This window comes from Methylocaldum szegediense, from assembly GCF_949769195.1.
GTDB lineage: Bacteria > Pseudomonadota > Gammaproteobacteria > Methylococcales > Methylococcaceae > Methylocaldum > Methylocaldum szegediense.
Window position 1 is genome coordinate 2,306,018 of the sequence record NZ_OX458333.1, and the last position, 20,000, is coordinate 2,326,017.

The following is a 20,000-nucleotide window of genomic DNA, read 5'->3' on the forward strand; positions in this document are numbered from 1 at the left end:
AATCGCCTCACCTCATACAAACCGTTGGTTATCCCGCGACCTGAATCCGGTCTACCACGTCGTGGACACCGGGGACATACCAGGCGTCGAGGACTGCCATGCGTTTCTCTTCTTCGCTAGGGAGATAGCCTTCCAGCGTCACCGTACCCTGCTCGGCAGTGACATGAAGCTGCGACTGGTGAACTAGAGGGTCCTTTTCCAGCGCCATGAGCACGGCATCAGCCAGTTCGCCGTCGGTCTCCCGCTCGGGCGGCACGACGTGCAGCAAGTTGACCACCAATTCGCAGCCGGCCGCCCACCACGCGAGCACCTCGGCCAAGCGACGGTGGGACAGACTGAGCACGGTGCCCGACAAGGTGACCGCGCCGTCTTTCACCTCGATCTCGATGCGCTGCTCGCCCCAATCGCCTCCGCTGTGATCCGGCCACTCGCTTCGGCCTACGCGAATCGTCTCGAGATGATCGTTCTCACGCACGTAAAGGCCGCATTCCGTGAAAACCGGTTCTTGCTGAAACAAATTGACCACCTCGTCGCGTAAGCTGCCTTGCTTCTCGGACGGGGGAACGGCGACGCGCAGCCTGTCCACAACCGGCAACTTGTCCGCATGGCGATGCGCAACCGTATGGGCGATCCGCTTTGCTACGATATCGCCGACTTTGCCCTCCAAGACGATGGCCCCGTCTTCGATATCGACCCGGATCGGGTAATCGTGCAGATTGATCCGGGTGTCGTGTTCCAGATCGGCCAATATGGCCTTGATTCGATCATCGTACGGATTGGTCGGCATGTCGCCCTCCTCATATGTTGACGCACGGGCGTCGGTCCAGTCAGGCCTACGCGGCTCTTCACCAGTCTAGTGTTTGCCCTCTATGGTGACCGAAACCGCCTCAGAGCCCTCATCGCCGGTTTCTTCGACGAAACGGACGGTATCACCGATGTCCAGTTTGTCGAAATCGCCACGGACCACGCTGCTCCTCTGGAAGTAAATCAGGCGTCCGTCCTGGGTCTCGATCATTCCATAGTCGCCTTCCGGGTTGATTTGAGCGATCGTCCCACGGGGCGTTACCTCATGGTGCTTCACGTCCTGCCGAACGCGCCGTGCGTAGTCCTCCAATTGCCGGCGCGCCGCGTCGAAGGCATCGCGTATCGCCACGTAAGCATCCTCGTGCGCGTGATCCTTTCCGGGATCACGGCTGACCACCAACTCATCGCCCGGAACCGTGATGTCGATTCTGACATGGTAGGTATTTCCCTGCCGGTGATGACGGTGAAGGGCTTCGACCATGACTCGGCAGGAGATGATGTGTTCAAAAAACTGATCCAGTTTCTCGGCACGGTCACGAACGGCTTTCTCCATCGCTTCGGACGGGTCCATGTTCCTAAAAGTAATCTGTAACGGCAGTTGCATGCTTTCGCTCCTCAATCCGATCCATACCCGTAGTTATCCATACATTAAGCGGAAAAGCACGACGTAAGAGCGCGTACTTTTGTTCTTCCGCAAAGCCGTCCGGCAATCCTTCCGGGCGTTCCCGCCGCAGGCCAAGCGCGGCTGCTGTTAGCGCGACCAATACACTCGCAGAAGATACTCCTCGTCCTGATAGGAAAACTCGAGGTCGCCTTTATACGCGTGCTGAACCGCTTGACCTGCCGACCTGGCCAACTGGGGATCGGTGAACGTGATCAGCATGCCGCCGTTCTGCTCCTCCACGGCCATGATGCGCTTCAAAGGGTGTTGCGCCTTTTCTCGCTCTTCAATATTCCGAACCAGATTCAGAATCTCGTCTTTGTGCTCGGCAAAAAACCCGCCTGTCAAGGTAAGAAACCCAGCCGGACATTTGTCGCGCACGCGTTGACAAGCCGGGCACAGCGCTTCGTTCGCTCCGGCGGACGCCGCCGACCACTGCCATCGGCCGCCCTGGTACACCACACGACATTCGGGACACATCGTGGGCTCAGGCAATTTTTCCCGCATCCTATAAGGATCGTGCTCATGTTCGCGGAGTAAACGGTCTTGCCGATCATGATGGATTGGGTTAGAGGGTTGTGTCATGACGAAATCTCCTTTCCAGGGTCGAACCTCGAATCTCGTGTTTCAAACACGAAACCGTGTGAACCGTTTTCGCTCGTTCCCGCAGCGATTTCGGGAGAAAATAGACGCACTCTATTAGACAGCCGAATGCCATTACCGTGAACCTCCGTATCGCCATCGCTCAACTCGATTTTCTCGTCGGCGACCTCAGAGGCAATGCCGATCGCATTCTTCAGGCCGCCCGCGAGGCCCGTGACCGGCTTCGGGCTCATGCCGTCGTTTTTCCGGAACTGTGCTTGGCGGGCTATCCGCCGGAAGACCTCATCCTGCGCTGCGACTTCCTGGCTCAGGCCGAACGTACCCTCGATGACATAGCCAGTCAGGTGCACGGCATCGACGTGATCGTGGGTTTTCCGGAACGCCGCGCCGGCATGCCTTACAACAGCGCTGCGGTACTGCGGGAAGGCAAGATTCACGCGGTCTACCGCAAGCATGCCCTGCCCAACTACGGCGTTTTCGACGAGAAGCGCTATTTTTTGCCCGGATCGGAACCCTGCGTATTCGACTTGTGTGGCGTGCCGGTGGGCATCACCATCTGCGAGGATCTTTGGCTACCCGGTGCCGTGGAGCAAGCCGCGGAAGCGGGGGCTAAGCTGATTCTGAACATCAATGCCTCGCCCTACCACGCCAACAAGCTCAAGGAACGGGAAGCGGTGGCCCGCGAGCGTGTGGTGCTGACTGGCGTGCCTCTGGTTTATGTCAATTTGATAGGCGGCCAGGACGAACTGGTCTTCGACGGCGCATCGTTCGTGATGAACCGGGAAGGTAGCGTGACTTTCCGTGCGCCGGAGTTCGAGGAATCCCTTCTACCCGTCGACTTTGTTTGCGGCGACAGGGTGGAACCGGTCGCAAGCGACCTCGCTGAACCGCTACCGGAAATCGCGAGCGTTTACAAGGCACTGGTTACCGGCATCCGTGATTACGTCAGCAAGAACCGTTTCGAAGGTGCGGTACTAGGTCTGTCTGGCGGCATCGACTCAGCCCTAACCCTGGTACTTGCGACCGATGCGCTGGGAGCCGACCAGGTTGAATGCGTGTTGATGCCTTCCCGCTATACGGCGGCTATAAGCGTCGAGGATGCCCGCCTCGAAGCCGAGACCCTAGGCTGCCGATATCACATCATCCCGATAGAGCCGGCTTTCGACGCCTTTCTCGGCATGCTCGAGGAAAGCTTTGCCGGAATGCCTCCCGACACCACCGAGGAAAATATTCAGGCGCGTTGCCGGGGCATCATTCTCATGGCGTTTTCCAACAAGAAGCGGAAAATCCTTCTAACCACCGGCAACAAGAGCGAAATGAGCGTCGGCTACGCCACGCTGTACGGAGACATGGCGGGCGGATTCGCACCGCTGAAGGATGTTCCGAAGCTCTTAGTCTATCGATTGGCGGAATACCGCAACAGTCTTTCGCCGATCATTCCGCAGCGGGTGATCGAACGTGCACCCTCCGCCGAACTCAGACCGAACCAGAAAGACGAAGATTCGCTGCCACCCTATTCGATCTTGGATCCGATACTTGAAATGTACGTGGAACAGGATAAATCGGTGGAGGACATCGCCGCCGCCGGATTTCCCGAGCACGAAGTTGTACGCGTGACGCGAATGGTGGATTCTAACGAGTACAAACGCCGTCAGGCCCCGCCCGGCGTCAAGATCACGCGCCGCGCTTTCGGCCGGGATCGCCGATATCCCATCACATCCGGGTATCGACGGTAGCACAACGATCCGACGAAGTTAGAATCGAGCCGGTCAGATCGGTTTGGTGGCTTAAGGGCAAAAAAAAGAAGGCAGAACGAAGTGCTTGGGGGATGGGGGGGTGTTCTGCCTTCTGGGGAAGTCTTCAAACGGGAGATCCCAAACCCGTTTGCGTTTACACGCTCTAACTCGATCCTTACGCTCTTGTAAGCCGCCTCTGTAGCACTCGGCTTACATCAAACGTCATAACCAGCCCTCTCCTGTCATCCTGAGCGCTTCGCGCCGCAGTCGCCGTCCTTTTTTCGACGGCGAAAAAACATCCTCTCAAATTACATCCGGGTCCGGGCGGAGTCCCTTCGGCCCACTCGCATCAGCGTTCCGTGACCCACATTCCAGTCGGATTCGATCTGTTCCTACTCCCTAAGGAAGCTTCAAATCATTCCTGGGTTCGACGGATAATCCTGTTCCGTCCCGATAGCCCTATCTCAAGCGATCTCCTGAAATCCCTTCGCGATATCCTACGATCCTAACGGAAACTTCCGTTTCCGACCCAGTACCGTCGCGAACTTAGCAACGACCGCTCCCGAGTGACGATTATTAAACCGTGAGTCACTTTTCGACGAGAATACGGATGAATTCGTACGTCATTTTCCGCATTTGGGGAATCGATGTGCTGGCGAAGCACCCAACCCTCCTCCAGAGCACCCTTGACGGCATTCCAATTTACGCCGCTGCCAGGGCCGGTACGCGCCCGGCAGTAGCAACGGTGCAGTTCAAACGAGCCAGCCACCTCGGGTTACCCCTGAGCGCGTCCGGAGCGGCGGCGGCCGATCATGATAAGACCGAACAAGGCCGATCCTAAGAGCCAAACCGACGCCGGCAACGGAATCGGCGCGACATCGACTCTTAAACCGCCGAAGTCTTTTTCGATCCAGCCAAAACCATTTTCCGGCGCAAGGGCCGCGAGAATATCTTTAACTGTCAGCTCGATTTCGACCTGATTTGCCGCAAGAGCCTGGTTGACGTTCAAATTCCACGGACCTCCGTTGACCCCGTCGTTCGTGCCCTGCGCGAAAAATGTATCGACCCCGATATCGCCTATGGTCTCGTGCGTCTGCGCATCCGCAACTCTCAATGATGAGAAAGCCGATACCCATGATCCATTACCAGTTACTTGATACACGCCGTTTTCACTCCAGCTCACACCGGTGATCCTCTGATTCGGCGCCGCCGTGGCCCTAAGGGTGAAACCAATGATTTCGGTATCGACCTGACCATTCCCGTCGGATAACGCATCGAACGAGAGCGGTCGCGGATTGAAATTAAGGCTGACACCGGTGTCGTCAGAAACGATCTCCGGCTCACCGAGGGCGCCCGGGTCACCGCCGACTAGCGTGAAGTCCACGAGCTCGCTGGACCAGGACGTCTGTGCGTGAACCGGTGTCCATGCCAATCCCAGCGACAGCACGGCAGCTGGCGGAAGGAATGTCTTTAGCGTGAACATAATGTGCCTCCAACACTTTGTTTTCCCTGAACATCACCCGATTTACGAATGACGGCAATAACATTTCCGTTACGCCTTCGTCCGCAAACCGGACGACAGCCATTTTCCCTTGGCAGCTCTGGATATCCCCTGCCCATCCCGGCGGGCACGGATCATCCGCCGTAACCGGGTCAAGAGCGTTGTCACTTACGTTCAGAAGGCTATCGACATGGTCTCGATCCTTCCTCAGCCGAGAGTGCGAAAATCGCATCTGCGGCCATTCGTAACAGAGCAGCTAGGTCGCAGACGCAGCCGGTAAACCCGACTGCGTTCCTATTAACCCGGCCTTTAAATATCCGCCGGGTTAATTCGGGGGCAGGGTTGCCCCAGCGCGGCAACAAGCCGCGTGAGCCCAGGCCGGACGGTACCGGCCTGGGCGGCAGCCCGTGAATACCAGGAGGGTAGTTACGGGCCTGAAATAAAAAAGGGCTCTCTCGCATGAGCGAAGAGGACCCGATTTTTGAGGATAAGGACTCACCGACGGTGAGTTTCCCAGTCGAAAGCCGCAGCCAAAGACGGAAACGATTCGACTGTACGAGAAATTCGTGACGCCCTGCTTCCACTTGCCGGTTTCCGTATCCGGGAAAACCGTGTTTCGGAACAGTCCAATTGACGTTCATGACGGGCCGGTAAGCATCCAAGCAGGCGAATCCTGAAAGTTACATTTAAACGCTTTTACTCCTTCTCCGAAAATACGAGGAAACTCGTAAGTATCTTGTTACCGCTTTGTCACACTCAACCCGGCCTTTAATATCGGCCGGGTTAATCCCGGGCAGGGTTGCTCCAATGCAGCAACAAACCGCATGAGCCCAAGCCGGGCGCATACTGGCCTGGGCGGCAGCCCGTGAATACCAGACGGGCATTTACGGGCCTGATTAATACCATCAAAATCATGGCGGCCTGCCCGGCTTAGCCGGACCTCAGCGTCGCCAACAACGCGCTCAGGATTTCCGGATCCACCGGCTTTACCAAATGATGGTCGAATCCGGCGGCTTTCGACCGTGCCCGGTCGTCTGCCTGGCCATAACCAGTAACGGCGATCATAAGGGCCTTTTGCAGTCCCGGTAAGTTGCGCATCTGTTTCGCGACTTCGTAACCATCCATACCTGGCAATCCGATATCGAGTAAGACGACTTCCGGCTGGAACTCTTGGGCGACCGCCAGGGCACCCGGACCGTCGAAGGCAGTGCGCACCTCGTGTCCGTCGAGACTGAGCAGCAACGCCATGCTTTCCGCGGAATCGACGTTGTCGTCGACGACTAGAACCCGAACGCCGGTGAAACCCGATTCCAGTTCGCCGCCGCCCGAACCCGAACCTTCCTGAGCCGGGGCAGCCGCCACCCGCGGCAAATGAACGATGAACTCGGCACCACGGCCCGACCCCGCACTGTGCGCCTCGACCCGACCTCCGTGCATTTCGATCAGCCGCCGTACCAACGCGAGCCCGAGTCCTAGCCCACCCTGGGATCGATCGAGCGAGCGGCGGCCTTGAGTAAACAGCTCGAAAATATTTGGCAAAAGTTCGGCCGGAATACCCATGCCGTTATCGCGCACCCTCACCTGCACTTCGTTCGGAGACGCTTCCACGGTCAGATCGATGCAGCCGCCGGCATCGGTGTACTTAGCCGCATTGTTCAAGAGATTGGCAATCACCTGGACAAGTCGCGTCAGATCACCTTCAACCCGCACCGGTTCCTGGGGCAAACGGACCGTCAGCTTGTGCCTGCGGGACTTGATCAACGGCAAACTGGTTTCTACTGCCCGTTCAACCGCAGCCGACATCTCGATCAGCGTTTTTTTCAAGACAATCGTGCCGCGGGTAATGCGGGAGATATCCAGCAGGTCATCGAGCAGGCGACTCATCTGAGCCACCTGGCGGCTGATCACATCGCGCGTCCATTTCAGATCCGGATCGCTCACCCCCGGTTGTCTAAGAACCTGCACGGCGTTCCGTATAGGCGCCAGCGGGTTACGAAGCTCGTGGGCGAGCATGGCGACGAATTCATCCTTCAGACGATCCGCCTCGCGCAGCGCCTGTTCGGCCTTACGGTGATCGGTCACGTCGATCGCCATGGAAGCGAGGAACGGCCTTCGGTCGGGCAAGCGCATGGGAGCCGACGCGTAAAACAACCAGTATCGCGGCTCGCCGCTCTTGGTCCATACCGTAACCTCCTCCGGCCCGGATATCGAACCTTCGGTAAACCGTCGCTGCGCTTCCGCGAGCACCTCGTCTACCTGGTCCTCGGCGATCCGGCGTCCCTTCAAATACCACGCGCGGGCATCCGGAATATCGTCGTGAGTCCACCCCGTCAATTCGGTCACCGCGCAACTGATCTCGAGAATCTGGCCATCCATCGCATGGACGAAAATCGGGATGGGCGCCTGTTGCACCACGCGCCGGAAACGTTCCTCGCTCTCGCGGAGAGCGTCCTCGGCCTGCATACGTTCGGAAATATCCCGGCAAACGGTGGACAGGTATTCCACCGACCCGTCCGCTCCCCGATGTGCCAGAATCATCTGCGAAACCGGAATTTCCGATCCGTCCCGAGCGAGTAAAGCGGCCTCGCCGGTCCACGCACCGTCGCGCAGCGCCGCAGGAATGCCTTCTTCCAGGATTCGCTGCTTCATCCGCGGCGACAGGTGATCGCCGATAGCCGTCGAGACCAGTCCGCTCTGGCCCTCGAACCCGAGCATCCGCTGTCCCGCGCGATTCACGTAGATCAGCTTGCCGTCCGGTTCGGCTAGCCCGACGAAATCCTGCGACGCCTCGATCATGCGAACCAAACGGCTTTCCGCGGCCTCGAGCTGTTTGCGCCGGGTAATGTCACGGACGATACCGAGTATCGCCGGGCGGCGGTTGAAATGAATAGGGCGCGCGCTGAACTCGACGCAAATTCGATGACCCTCCCGATGCTGGAAAACGGCCTCCTTCCGCCAGGGCGAATCAAAGCCCCGGTCGCTAGCGTTGTGCCCGAAGCGTTCGTTCCAGGATTCAAGGTCCTCAGGCGCCATCACCGATTGCAGCGGCAATCCGATACACTCCTCGTCCGAATAACCCAATAAGGCAGACAATGCGGGATTCGCGAAAACGAAACGGCTGTCGTGAGCCACGAATACGCCGTCATCCAACGAATCGAGCAGCGTTTTGTATTTCGCCTCGCTTTCCGACAAGGCCTGAGCCGCCTCCCGGCGCACCCGGGCAAGCTCAAGCTGGGTCGAAACACGCGCGAGCAATTGACGCGCGGAGATGGGCTTGATCAGATAATCGTCCACGCCGGCTTTGAATTCTTCGCTGCAGCTCTTTTCCTCGGAGCGAGGCGCTGTCAGAATCACCGGGATGTGGTTTTTCTTGGCGTTGCCTTTCAAGGCGCGCAAGAGCATGGGGCCGTCGCGCCGCACAGTCCTCAAATCTGCCAGTACGAGGTCGGGGGAGTCGTTCAGGAGGATATCGAGCGCCGCAGCGCCTTCAGTCGCGATCACGACCTCATACCGCTGGCTCAATAGCCGCCTGAAATAGCCGTGCATCTCAAGGCTACTCTCGACCACCAGCAGGCGGGCACGTCGTCTTAGCCTCCTATCGTTGTGGACGGCGGCGAAGGTCGGGGCGTAATCCCTATCTCGCCGATGGAACCCGGACCTAGAAATGACAGCAGCAACGCCAGTGTTTAACAACCGGCCCGCGATGTGAGACGAATCGCGTGCGAGCGAAGGTGAACCGGTCTTGGAAAGCGCTCCGATGCGCTCGATATATGCGGTATCGTTACCCACAGCCGACCGTCCCGCTGCGATTTGGTCATCCTTACCCATGCTGATCATCCTGTCATGTTTCGTGATTCCGGCAAGCCATGCTCGAAATAGGGATCCTTTCCGAAACCGTTTCCATTCCGGGCAGGCGCATTCCGGTGAATTGGTTGTTTTTACCGCGTTGGTCTTATCGAATCAAGCTTTCCGAGGTCAGACCCGTTCGGGCAGATTTTTCTCCGCGGCACGGCAGCCTTCACCGATCTAGCCGAACAGCCCAAAGTATAGACTGAGAAAACGGCCGAACGTCGGCACAGAGAATGTCGACAAACCCGTATTCGCCGGCACGCGATAGGCCGAGAGTAGAGCCCATATCGGTGAGGCTTTGCCGGCCCCCGGCGACTGTGCTCCGGGCACCGACCAAAACAGCAAATCTTTTAACCTTAAAAACCGCGATTGAATTTCCGAAATGACCGCAACGCCCCATCGGCCGCCGCATTCCCTAACCCCCCCTCTCCCGGAGGGCGAGAGGCTAAACTCCCTTCTCCCTCTGGGACAAGGGGCTGGGGATGAGGACCTAGCGCTTTGGAGGGTGTATCCAATGCTGGATTAGGTTAACCGCGCTCGACGACATCTTCCTTCAACACATCGAATTTGTTGAAAGCAATATTCACGCTGAATACCAGGTTTAGAATGCTTGCAAGCGCGGTACTTGCGAAAATGCACAACATGATCGCGATCTGGTATTTCACGGCTAGCCAGGGCTCACTGCCGCCCAGGATCTGGCCAGTCATCATGCCGGGCAGCGACACCAGCCCCATGGTCGCCATGCCGGCCAAAGTCGGGTTGATCGCCGCTTTGACGGCTTCGCGAAAATAGGGAAGTACCGCCTCCCAACGGGTAGCGCCAAGCAGCAGGTAGGTCAGATACTCGTTTTCGTTCTTCCGGAGCGCGCTATAGAAGCGCTCGAGTACGATCACGTTGCCCTGTAGACAATTGCCGAGGATCATACCGGCCAGGGGAACCAGGTAACGGGCATCGTAATAGAGGGGCGGCCGAATCACCAACAGCAGCAGATAGGCGGTGGAAAACAGGACGCTCCCGGCCACCGCCGCGAACGTGGCGGCGAAAAAATAGCGCCGTTTCAATCCGGCCCGGGTGAGGATCGCCCAATCGGCTACTACCAGCATTACCAGAATCCATAGCCCGTTCAACCAGGGATTGTTGAGCGTGAACAAGGTCTTGAGGTACACGCCCACCAAGGCCAGTTGGAGGCTCATGCGCAGAATGCTGACGGCGATCGCCCGGCTCAGGCGAAGTCCGATCAGGCCGAGCAGCAGCCCGGGTAGCAGCACGATGCCGTAAAGCACCGCCATCCGCGGCAGTGCGATATCAAGTGTTTCCATTGTGATGAATTCGGGCCAAGCGTCCACCTTCCAATTCCAAAACCAAATCGCAGCGCGCCACCCAATCCGGGTCGTGGGCTACGGAGAGCACGGTGAACGAGGGATCGGCGAACACGTTCAGCACCGCCTGTTTGCTCTCGTCGTCCAAAGCACTGGTCACCTCGTCCAGGAGATAAAGGCTCTTCCCCAACAGCAAGGCGCGGGCGATGGCGATGCGTTGTTTTTCGCCGCCGGAAACAAGCCGGCACTCACGAGCGAGAATATCCGGCGAGAGATGAAGACGCGCCAGGACCTCGTTCAACCGGCGATCGGACGGCTCATTCCCCCGGTGTGTCTTGAATCGAAAGGGCAACATCAGGGCTTCGCGTACCGTTTCCGCGCCGAGGACCGGTTCCTGGCCGATGTAGGCGGCGCGCCGCCGAACCGACTTTACGGTCGACGAATCGAGCGGTTCGTGTTCGAAAAAAATTCTGCCGGAAGTCACGCGATAAAGCCCCAGCAAGGTCTTCAACACCGTACTCTTGCCGGAGCCCGATTTACCGCGGAAAACGGCTTTTTCGCCGACATTCACCGCAAAGCTGATGCCGGCCAGGATCGATTTGCCGTGAACCGATACAGAGACCCGGTCGAAGCGGATCAGCGCCGAATTCGCCACCCGGCCATCGAACTCCGACGGCCGACTAACGACCGGAGGCATCGCCCACGAACGGATTGGTGCGGCGTTCGTCGCCGAACGTGGACCAAGGACCGTGCCCCGGAATGAACACGACATCGTCGCCCAGTGGGAAAAGCCGCTCGCGAATAGACTTCACCAGGGTACCGTAATCGCCTCTGGGAAAATCGGTCCGGCCGATAGAACCTTTGAACAAGACGTCCCCGACGATGGCAAGCCGCTCGCCGGCATGGAAAAACGCCACATGACCGGGCGTATGGCCGGGGCAGTGTATGACTTCAAGGGTTTGATGCCCGAACTGCACCGTATCGCCGTCCTCGAGCCAACGATCCGGAGTGAAGGTATCCGCCGGCGGAAAACCGAACATCTCACACTGCTTAGGCAACAGCTCGATCCAGAAGCGGTCCTCCTTCTGCGGACCTTCGATCGGAATCCCGAGCCGTCTGGCCAATTCTGCGGTACCACCGACATGATCCACATGAGCGTGAGTAAGCAAAATCTTGACCAGTGTCACACCGGCGTCTTCAGCACGTTCGAGGATTCGGTCCAGATCGCCACCGGGATCGACCACCGCGCCTTCCATGGTGTCCTCGCACCAGAGCAGCGAACAATTTTGTTGAAATGCCGTAACCGGGATGACCGTCGTTTTCATGTCAGACTCGAAAAGCCGGATTCAATCCAAAAAAGGAGATGATACCGGAAGAAAGCCGCCGCATGCGGCCTATCGCTTGACAAAAACGTCACATAGCTGGCGGCAAGCTGGTCAAGCAATCATCGCTGCCATGATACGCGAGTTCGCCTACGCCACCTTCGTCGTCCCAAATCCAGAAAAACCTCAATCCGACGCCCCGAGGCATGACTCAGACAGCAGCGCTTACCTCGCACTATCGTAGGTAGTCGATTCTTCGATAACGATGGACGGGACATGTCAGCCGAATTCCCCAACCCACAGGCGTCGTATCACCATTGGGCAGCAGGAGACCGGCCATACGGGCAGCCTTCCGCCAGTGTTACAAGGGGCCTTCTGAAATACTTCCGCCGTCGCTCGTTCGGCGAGCCTCTTATTGTGCTGGACAAGTCTCCTTTTCAAGATAGCTTCCTTCCATTCTGCCGGATATCGCATCTTGTTTTCCCTCAGCCCCCTTAAAACGCTATTGAAGTCCCACATTGCCACGGATGACAACTCTCCTGACAGATGGGAGCGCGCCGCTAGCGGCGACGAACGACAACGGCGAGGTCGTGCGGCGGGCCGACTACGAGCCGTTCGGTCGGGTGCAGCCGATCACCCGAGTCTCACCTTGAATCTGTGCCTGCCGAGGCAGTATTTCGATGCCGAAACCGGTCTATGTAAAGAAGCGCCGTTTTGGTTATTTCAAGACGCGCTATCGGGAGGTTTCGACGAACGCCGTCCAGGTCTTCACGCTGATTGGGCGGACCAATCCGTATTTGAAGAGGCACGCGTTGATGAGTTAACGGCCGATGTCCGCCCGCTGATCGCCCAACCGTGCGAATCCGGCTGGTAAGGACCGGAGAAGACCGTGGAAAACTCGGAGGAATGGCACGCTTGCCTGTCTTTTCAGGCAAGCCCGGTTCTACTGGACCAATGGGGGTTTATTCAGAGGTTCCTTAGGAATCAAGTTTTTACCCAACCACTCACTTAACCCGAAGGTAACCAAGATGAACCAGTCCTCACTCCGTTCAGCGCATCGGGCGTCCGTCCGGGCTTTTGCCTCTGTATTGGCGGTCTGTCTCCTGGCCTTGAGCGCCTGCAAGGCGACGCAGAAGACGGCTGTCAAGGAGACGAGCGTCGAATGCAGCTTCCTGGGCAGTGTGTGTAATCGGCTCACGTCCGGTGGAAAGAAACAAGCCGGGCTGCGCTACATCAATCCCGCCGCAAAATGGACCCAGTACAGCAAGATCATGGTCTCTTCGGTCACCTTCTGGGGTGGGGACACGACCCGTATGTCCGGTTCCGATGAGCAGATGCTCGTAAATTATTTCCACCAGCAACTCGTGGCGGAACTGGGCAAAAAGTTCGAACTCGTCGACAAACCGGGGCCTGGTGTTCTGAAGCTCGATGTGGCGTTGATGGACGCTGAGGCCGCCACGCCCGGCCTTCGGAGCGTCTCAATGCTCGTCCCGCAGGCCCATATGCTGAGCAATCTGAAGTACCTCGCGACCGGTACCTTCCCCTTCGCCGGTGCCGCCCAGGGCGCGGCCAAGCTGACAGACTCCCAGACGGGACTGGTGTTAGGGGCATGGGTCGACCGGCAGATCGGCGCTGGGTCGGTCCGGACAGCATTCCAGTGGCAATGGGGCGACGCCGAGAATGCGATTGCGGAATGGTCGAGAATGGCCGCGGAGAAGCTGTTTTCCTGGACTACGGGTGCGGCCACGCCGTGATTCCGATTTCCGCCGGCACCCAATCCAGGAGGCGCCGGCCTGCCTAATTCACCTGAAATTCAGTTTAAACGATGCGGTTCACGGCGTTCACCGCATCCAACGCGCGCTGATCGCCAAAGAAACTGTAAAGCGGCAAAAAGCAGTAATGGCCATAGGCGTCATGACAGCCTCCCCTGAATCCCATGGACAGAATCGTCGCCGGCATCGACATGAGGATCAACCGAGATCTGGCGGCGGCTCGAACGAGGCGACGTACTCTGGGAAGGCATCTTGGATGGCCCCGGCTGTCACCGGATCATGAGAATAGCCTTGATCACTTGCACCTTAGGTTCCCACCCCCTGGGTCGCCCATGAAGAGGTATAGAACTCGGTCGTCACCACGCGCGCCTGCATTGTAGTCGCTTAGCGCGGTTTCCAGAATCCCGTTGAGTCCGGCGGAAACCAGCCGCGCATTGCCGGGCAGCCACATATCACTGTCGCTGCAGATCCCGTCGCGATCCAGGTCATCGCAAGGAATCTGAAGCAATATGGGATTGGTGCAATAGCGCTCGGCATCCGAATTGGTGCATTCGGGCGCATGGCGCTTGAATTCATCGAGAACCACCATGTCGCCGGTCGCCAGAGCGTTGACGAAACGGTGGCTGTTGCAACTGGGGTCCGAAAAGCTGCAATGCGCTTTGCGGACGTTGATCTGTACACCGTCTTCTAAATACGGTCCACGCCAGCCGCGTCCCGTTGCCGGGTCGAAAGTCCGGAGTGGTGCTGGCAATGACGACGGGTCGAACAAATCGTGAATCGAATGCGGGATTTCGCCGATATCGGCTCGGTAGCCAGGACCGGCTTCTCCGCCCAGAATCGCCGCGCGAATGGCTTTTAGGCGCACGTCCGTAGCGGCACATTCGGCTGCGAAGTCGTCGCCGCGCACAAAAGACACCACCACGCCGATCACGGCGAGCACGAGTACGAACACGGCCGCGCGCTCGGCCCGCGTCATCTGGCGGCGCATGCTCCCCAAACGCCGCAGCGGTTGATTCGAGACAATCATCTATCGTTTCTCGATCCTTGGAACAGCACCAACGAGCCGGGTTTTTCACGAAGCATGCCAACACGCTTCCAGGCTTGGCGCGCGGCAGTCCGTTTGGCAGGCATATCGAACGCGTTCGTGCGGCTCGGCCGAAACCACCGGGCTCTTGCGGGAAAAAACATAATACGTCGAGGCGAATAACGCACGCCGGGAAGAGGCGCACTTCGCAACCGAAGCACTTGGTTTCTCGGCCAAGCGCATCCAGTGTAAGAATGGTTCAAAACTAAAAAAAGATCGAGGCCACTCTTCCGATCGGGAGTGAGCTTGTCGGTGTACCGTTTCGTCGGCCGCTTCGGAACACTCGGAAACCGTCTACCGAGCCTCCTGCCACGCGTTGAACAACGCTGTACCCTTCCTCGACACCACCATAATTCGCCTGCGACTGCGGATTTTGCCCTATTCGCAACTTTTTGCACACGCCGCACTCGGCGTCTGCCGCATCATTGCAGGCCAGAAAAAACGGATAGCCACCCTACCGCTCTCGCCCCTGCTCCGAGACTTTGATCTCGGGATGCAGCAGATCAATAAAGGGGGCCGGGTAAACGCCAAGCCCAACGATCAGGAGAAGCAATACCGCCAACAGCAGATGCATTCCGACCGGCCTGGGTTCTGGGCTTGCCGGTGCCAACTCCGGTACCTGGGTCATTTGAAAGACGATGCGGAGGTAGTAATAAAGCCCGAGCCCGCTGCCGACGATCAGAGCGCCGAGGAGCATCCAAAGCGAGCCTTGGCTTCCGGCGGTGAACAAATAGAACTTGCCGATGAAACCGGCGGTCAGCGGTATTCCGGCCAGGGACAGGAGCGCCACGCTGAACACCGTCGCTAGCCAAGGTCGGCTCCAGAACAGACCGGTGTAATCCTCGAGGTCTTCGGCTTCGCGATCGGCCGGACTCATGACCGCCACCACGCCGAACGCCGCTAGCGTCATAGCGAAATACGCGGCGAGGTAAATCAGCAACGCTTCGGCAGCCAATTCGCCGCCGACGATGTTGGACGCGATCACCGCGACCAGTAGATAACCCATGTGAGCAATGGAGGAATAAGCAAGAATGCGCTTCACGTTGTTCTGCCGCAAGGCCAGAAAATTACCGACCAGCATGGAGACGACCGCGATCAAGGCTAAAAGGACGTCTAGCACCGGGACGCGGAGCATTCCACTCTCCAATCCGTAGCGCAGCAGCAAAATAAACACCGACCCCTTGGAAACCGTCGCGAGCAGGGCCGTGATAGGCACGGGCGCCCCTTGATAAACGTCGGCGGTCCAAAGATGAAAAGGCACCAGCGACAATTTGAAACCCACGGCCACCAGGATCAGCATGGTTCCGATCGTAGACGGGAAGGTCCCGGTCTTTCCTCCCAAGACCGCAAACTCCATGGTGCCCGTCTCGGCATATACCAGGGCCATGCCGAACAGCAGGAATGCCGAGGCGACGCCGGACAACACCAGGTATTTGACGCCCGCCTCTAGGGATTGGCTTTGGCGCGAGGGATAGGCGATGAGGACGAACAGAGATACGCTGAGGATCTCCAACCCCAGAAAAAACGACGCGAAGTGACGGGCAATCGCCAAAACGCTCGCACCCAGCAGCGCGGTCAATATCAGCAGATAGATTTCTTCCGGGTGTCCCTCGCGGACGCGAAAATACTCCCAGCACAGCGCTGCTGTGACCAAACCCGCCGCACAAGCCAGGACGATAAAAGCGAGGCTATAGCGATCCACCAGCACGAGGGGCGTAATCACTCTAGGGATCAGGTCCGATGCCGGCGCAACCGTGATCAGTGCGATCAGGATACCGGCGACGGTTAGAACGAAGGCGAGACGATGATTGCGACGCACGGCTATGGCAAGCATCACGGCCACAGCCGCCGCTGCCAGCACGATCACAGGCAGAAGCGCGATGAGGTCGGTTGCGGTGATCATTGCAGTTGCCCCCGGTCCGCCAGTTGTTCATCCGACGGCTTCGAATACGTTTGCACGATGCCCTCTTGCCGGCCTTTCAAACTGTTCTTTACCCAAGCGTCGGAGACATTCAACATCGACTGCGGGTACACCCCCATCCAGACCGTCGCCACGATCAACAAGCCCATTGCAGCGAGTTCCCGCGCACCGAAGTCCCGCATTTGATGAACCTCCCGCGCCCCGCCGTGAAAAACCCGTTGAATCAGAATCAGCGAATAAACCGGCGCGATAATTAAGCCCAAGGCCGCGGCCGCCGTCATTGAAGCGTCTACCCGATAAGCGCCCAGCAGCACCAAAAACTCGCCGATGAAATTGCCGAGCCCCGGCATGCCGAGCGCGGCCACGGAAAAGAACAAACCGATGGCCGCCATGCGCGGCACGTCGGTCCATAGCCCGCCCATGCGGCTCATGTCGCGGGTATGGATCCTCTCCTGCACCGAACCGGCCAGCATGAACAGGGCGGCGGACGAAATCCCGTGGGCGAGCAAGGTGATCACCACACCCTGAAGCGCCGCCGCGTTCCAGGCATACAGGCCGACCAGCACGAATCCCATATGGCTGATGCTACTGTAGGCGACCAACCGCTTCATGTCCGACTGCGCGAAAGCCAGCATGCCACCGTAAAGAATACCGGCGACGCCCAGACCCATCGCCAGGGGGGAAAAATCGGCAACCACCTCGGGGAAAAATGGAATGACGAAGCGCAACAGCCCATAGGCGCCGGTCTTCAGCATCACCCCCGCCAGTATGACACTGCCGCCGGTCGGCGCCTGGGTATGCGCGTCCGGCAGCCAAGTATGGAAAGGCACGCCCGGCAGCTTTACGGTAAAGGCGATAAAGAAACCCAACATCAGCCAGAAGGCGGTGTTGACCTCCAGGTTGGTCTGCAGCAGCTCGAAATAATCGAAGGTATAAACCCCGCTGCTGCGGTAGTGGATGATCGCCAGCACTACTAGGGCCAACAGCATCAAGAGTCCCGACACCTGGGTGAACAAAAAGAACTTGATCGCTGCGTAGGCCCGGTTCTCGTGTCCCCACAAAGCGATTAGGAAATACATGGGCACGATCATGATTTCCCAGAACACGAAGAACAGGAAAAGGTCCAGCGCGAGGAAAACGCCCAGCACGCCGGCTAGCGTCCACAGCAGATTGAAATGGAAGAATCCGATTCGCTGCTTGATCTCGGTCCAGGACGCCGCCACCGCTATCAAGCCGAGAAATATCGTCAGGGCGATCAGCAATAGGCTGACCCCGTCCATTCCTAGATGAAAGCTGATGCCAAACCTCGGTATCCAGCGCCAGCGAACATCGTCCAGCCAAACGCCGACATCGGGAAAGCCACGGGCGAAATAGGGAACGAGCAACACGCCGTCCAGTGCCAGCGTAACCACGGAAACCCAGCGTGGCGCGTTCGCACCGTAGCGCTCCGCCAGCCAAGCGACCAGGCCGCCGACCACCAAAATCAGAATCAGTCCTGCAAGCATCACGACAGAATCCCCAGCGCGATGGCCAGCACGGTTCCCCCCGTGAAGGCGGCGACATACCAGCGCAATTGCCCGGTTTGGGTAGCGGCGAACGCCCGGTGCGCGTACTGGCTGGCAACCGCCACGCCCCTATACACATCGTCCACGATGTCGCCGCGATTGAGGGCAGCTAGCCAGCGGAACGGGTTGACCAGCAGTTTTCCGTACAGCCAATCGAAGCCCCAACCGCTGAACCAGAAGCGATGTAACCTCTCGCCCCAGCGCGATGCCGTCAGGGCCTCGACGGGATAGGTTCGGGTCAGATAAAGGAGAACCGCGACGCCAACACCGATGAACGGTGCCGCGTCGGTGACGATCGCCGCAAGGACTCCAAGTTCGCCCGGCTGTTCTCTGGGGAACACCGAGCCCAGAGGCATGGAAACGAATCCTCCGAACAGGGCGAGTGCGCCGAGCAGGATGAGCGGGATACTCATGGCGAATCCCAGGTGTTCCGAGGCATGCTCGTTTTCCGGACCGAAAAAGGCGATGAACAGCAACCTGAAGCTGTAGATACCGGTCAACAGCGCCCCGAGCGTTCCGGCGGCCCAGAACCACACGCCGTTTTCCGCCTGGTAGGCAGATGCGAGAATTTCGTGCTTGCTGAAATAGCCCGAGGTGAAAGGCAGAGCGGTGAGCGCGGCGCTGCCGATAACGAAACTCCAGAATGCGATCGGCAACCGTTTTCTGAGCCCGCCCATGCGGAAGATATCGTGTTCGTGATGATAACAGTGGATAACTGCCCCAGCGGCGAGGAACAGAAGTGCCTTGAAATAAGCATGGGTGGTCAGATGAAAGATGGCCGAGGAAAACGCGGCTACGCCCAGCGCCAGGAACATGTATCCAATCTGGCTGATGGTGGAGTACGCCAGAATCCGCTTGATATCGCGCTGAGTCAGCGCGGTGAAGCCTGCTATCAGCAACGTAATGGCGCCGACTACGGCGACCAGTTGCAGCACCGCGGGCGCCAGCTCGAACAGGGTGTGGGTGCGGGCGATCAAATAAACCCCAGCGGTCACCATGGTCGCGGCGTGGATCAAAGCGCTGATCGGCGTAGGGCCGGCCATAGCGTCGGGTAACCAGGTCTGAAGCGGCAATTGGGCCGACTTGCCGACCGCGCCGCCCAAGAGCAGCAGGGCGGCGAGTGCGGCCAAACCGGAGCCAACGGGCCAGGCCGCGACCGCTCTCTGCATGAGGGATTGAATCTCTAGGGTGCCGAGCTGTGCGAAAAGCAAAAACAGGCCTATCGCCATCGCGGTATCACCCACCCGCGTCATCACGAAGGCCTTTCGGGCCGCCGCGCCGTTCTCCGGATTGTCGTACCAGAAACCGATCAAAAGATAACTACACAAACCCACGCCTTCCCAGCCTAGGTACAAAAGCACCAGATTGTCCGCCAAAACTAGGATCAGCATGGCGAAAACGAACAGGTTCATGTAGGCGAAAAAGCGGGCGTAACCTGCATCGTCAGCCATGAACCCGATCGAGTACACATGGATGAGAAAACCGACGCCCGTCACCACGAACATCATGTTCAAGGACAAGGCATCGAGATAAAGCGAGAAACCGGACGCGAAATCGGCCACCCGCATCCAGGTCCACAGGGTCTGACGATAGGGTTCGAACGAACCGCCCAGGAACTCGATCCCGATTAGTGCGGCGAGCAGCGCCGATACCCCAACAGATCCGGCGCCGATCCAGGGCACCCAACGTCTCGGCATATTTCCCTGGCTCGCCACGAGAATCAGAAAACCGATCAACGGGAAAAGCGGAACAAGAGCCAAGTAATTCAACACCCGTTTTTCTCCTTATTGATTCGTTAAAGGGGCGTCCTTCCGTCGCTTTTGCGGAGGAATATCCTCCATCCCACAGGTATCCGCACTTTCG

At 58.4% G+C, this 20,000-nt stretch carries 15 protein-coding genes; 2 read left to right on the forward strand and 13 right to left on the reverse strand.

Features of this window, described 5'->3' with window-relative positions; genetic code table 11:
- Positions 1–28 precede the first annotated feature (28 nt).
- From QEN43_RS09875 to QEN43_RS09885, 3 genes are all read right to left on the reverse strand, one after another.
- Positions 29–787, reverse strand: coding sequence for a BON domain-containing protein (locus tag QEN43_RS09875; RefSeq protein ID WP_036269210.1), 759 nt, complete (start codon positions 785–787; stop codon positions 29–31).
- A 66-nt stretch (positions 788–853) separates the two neighbouring features.
- The gene (locus QEN43_RS09880; RefSeq protein ID WP_026611616.1) at positions 854–1,408 is read right to left on the reverse strand and encodes an HPF/RaiA family ribosome-associated protein; all 555 of its coding nucleotides are present in this window, start codon (positions 1,406–1,408) and stop codon (positions 854–856) included.
- A gap of 147 nt (positions 1,409–1,555) precedes the next feature.
- Positions 1,556–2,050 carry a BCAM0308 family protein gene (locus QEN43_RS09885; protein WP_026611615.1) on the reverse strand — a complete coding sequence of 165 codons (495 nt, stop codon included), beginning with the start codon at positions 2,048–2,050 and terminating at the stop codon, positions 1,556–1,558.
- A gap of 137 nt (positions 2,051–2,187) precedes the next feature.
- Here QEN43_RS09885 and QEN43_RS09890 point away from each other — a divergent pair, with 137 nt between their 5' ends.
- Complete coding sequence (locus tag QEN43_RS09890) at positions 2,188–3,804, forward strand: NAD+ synthase (protein WP_026611614.1); 1,617 nt, start codon at positions 2,188–2,190, stop codon at positions 3,802–3,804.
- A 775-nt stretch (positions 3,805–4,579) separates the two neighbouring features.
- On the opposite strand, the gene QEN43_RS09895 is transcribed toward QEN43_RS09890, so the two are convergent.
- The 5 genes from QEN43_RS09895 to QEN43_RS09915 all read right to left on the reverse strand — a co-directional run bounded on the left by QEN43_RS09895 (position 4,580) and on the right by QEN43_RS09915 (position 11,798).
- Positions 4,580–5,251: a VPLPA-CTERM sorting domain-containing protein gene (locus tag QEN43_RS09895; protein WP_317964051.1), complete on the reverse strand. Its 672-nt coding sequence runs from the start codon at positions 5,249–5,251 to the stop codon at positions 4,580–4,582.
- 984 nt (positions 5,252–6,235) lie between these two features.
- A complete protein-coding gene (locus QEN43_RS09900; RefSeq protein ID WP_317964052.1) occupies positions 6,236–9,133 on the reverse strand; it encodes a hybrid sensor histidine kinase/response regulator in 2,898 nt (965 codons plus the stop codon).
- A gap of 548 nt (positions 9,134–9,681) precedes the next feature.
- Positions 9,682–10,473, reverse strand: coding sequence for an ABC transporter permease (locus QEN43_RS09905; RefSeq protein WP_026611612.1), 792 nt, complete (start codon positions 10,471–10,473; stop codon positions 9,682–9,684).
- Complete coding sequence (locus QEN43_RS09910) at positions 10,460–11,170, reverse strand: ABC transporter ATP-binding protein (RefSeq protein ID WP_051331976.1); 711 nt, start codon at positions 11,168–11,170, stop codon at positions 10,460–10,462. Before QEN43_RS09910 ends, QEN43_RS09905 begins: the two co-directional genes overlap by 14 nt.
- Complete coding sequence (locus QEN43_RS09915) at positions 11,154–11,798, reverse strand: MBL fold metallo-hydrolase (protein WP_026611610.1); 645 nt, start codon at positions 11,796–11,798, stop codon at positions 11,154–11,156. The genes QEN43_RS09910 and QEN43_RS09915 overlap by 17 nt, the downstream gene beginning before the upstream one ends.
- A 1,025-nt stretch (positions 11,799–12,823) precedes the next feature.
- On the opposite strand from QEN43_RS09915, the gene QEN43_RS09925 reads away from it, so the two are divergent.
- The gene (locus QEN43_RS09925; protein WP_026611608.1) at positions 12,824–13,549 is read left to right on the forward strand and encodes a DUF3313 domain-containing protein; all 726 of its coding nucleotides are present in this window, start codon (positions 12,824–12,826) and stop codon (positions 13,547–13,549) included.
- 64 nt (positions 13,550–13,613) lie between these two features.
- Here QEN43_RS09925 and QEN43_RS09930 read toward each other — a convergent pair whose 3' ends face one another.
- From QEN43_RS09930 to nuoL, 5 genes are all read right to left on the reverse strand, one after another.
- Complete coding sequence (locus QEN43_RS09930) at positions 13,614–13,760, reverse strand: hypothetical protein (protein ID WP_156912878.1); 147 nt, start codon at positions 13,758–13,760, stop codon at positions 13,614–13,616.
- 102 nt (positions 13,761–13,862) lie between these two features.
- Positions 13,863–14,594, reverse strand: a complete 732-nt coding sequence (locus QEN43_RS09935) for a hypothetical protein (protein WP_026611607.1) — start codon at positions 14,592–14,594, stop codon at positions 13,863–13,865.
- Between the two features lie 511 nt (positions 14,595–15,105).
- Positions 15,106–16,554 carry an NADH-quinone oxidoreductase subunit N gene (locus QEN43_RS09940; protein WP_235726684.1) on the reverse strand — a complete coding sequence of 483 codons (1,449 nt, stop codon included), beginning with the start codon at positions 16,552–16,554 and terminating at the stop codon, positions 15,106–15,108.
- Positions 16,551–18,077 carry an NADH-quinone oxidoreductase subunit M gene (gene nuoM, locus QEN43_RS09945; RefSeq protein WP_235726739.1) on the reverse strand — a complete coding sequence of 509 codons (1,527 nt, stop codon included), beginning with the start codon at positions 18,075–18,077 and terminating at the stop codon, positions 16,551–16,553. The genes QEN43_RS09940 and nuoM overlap by 4 nt, the downstream gene beginning before the upstream one ends.
- Positions 18,077–19,909: an NADH-quinone oxidoreductase subunit L gene (nuoL, locus tag QEN43_RS09950; RefSeq protein WP_317964053.1), complete on the reverse strand. Its 1,833-nt coding sequence runs from the start codon at positions 19,907–19,909 to the stop codon at positions 18,077–18,079. The genes nuoM and nuoL overlap by 1 nt, the downstream gene beginning before the upstream one ends.
- Positions 19,910–20,000 lie beyond the last annotated feature (91 nt).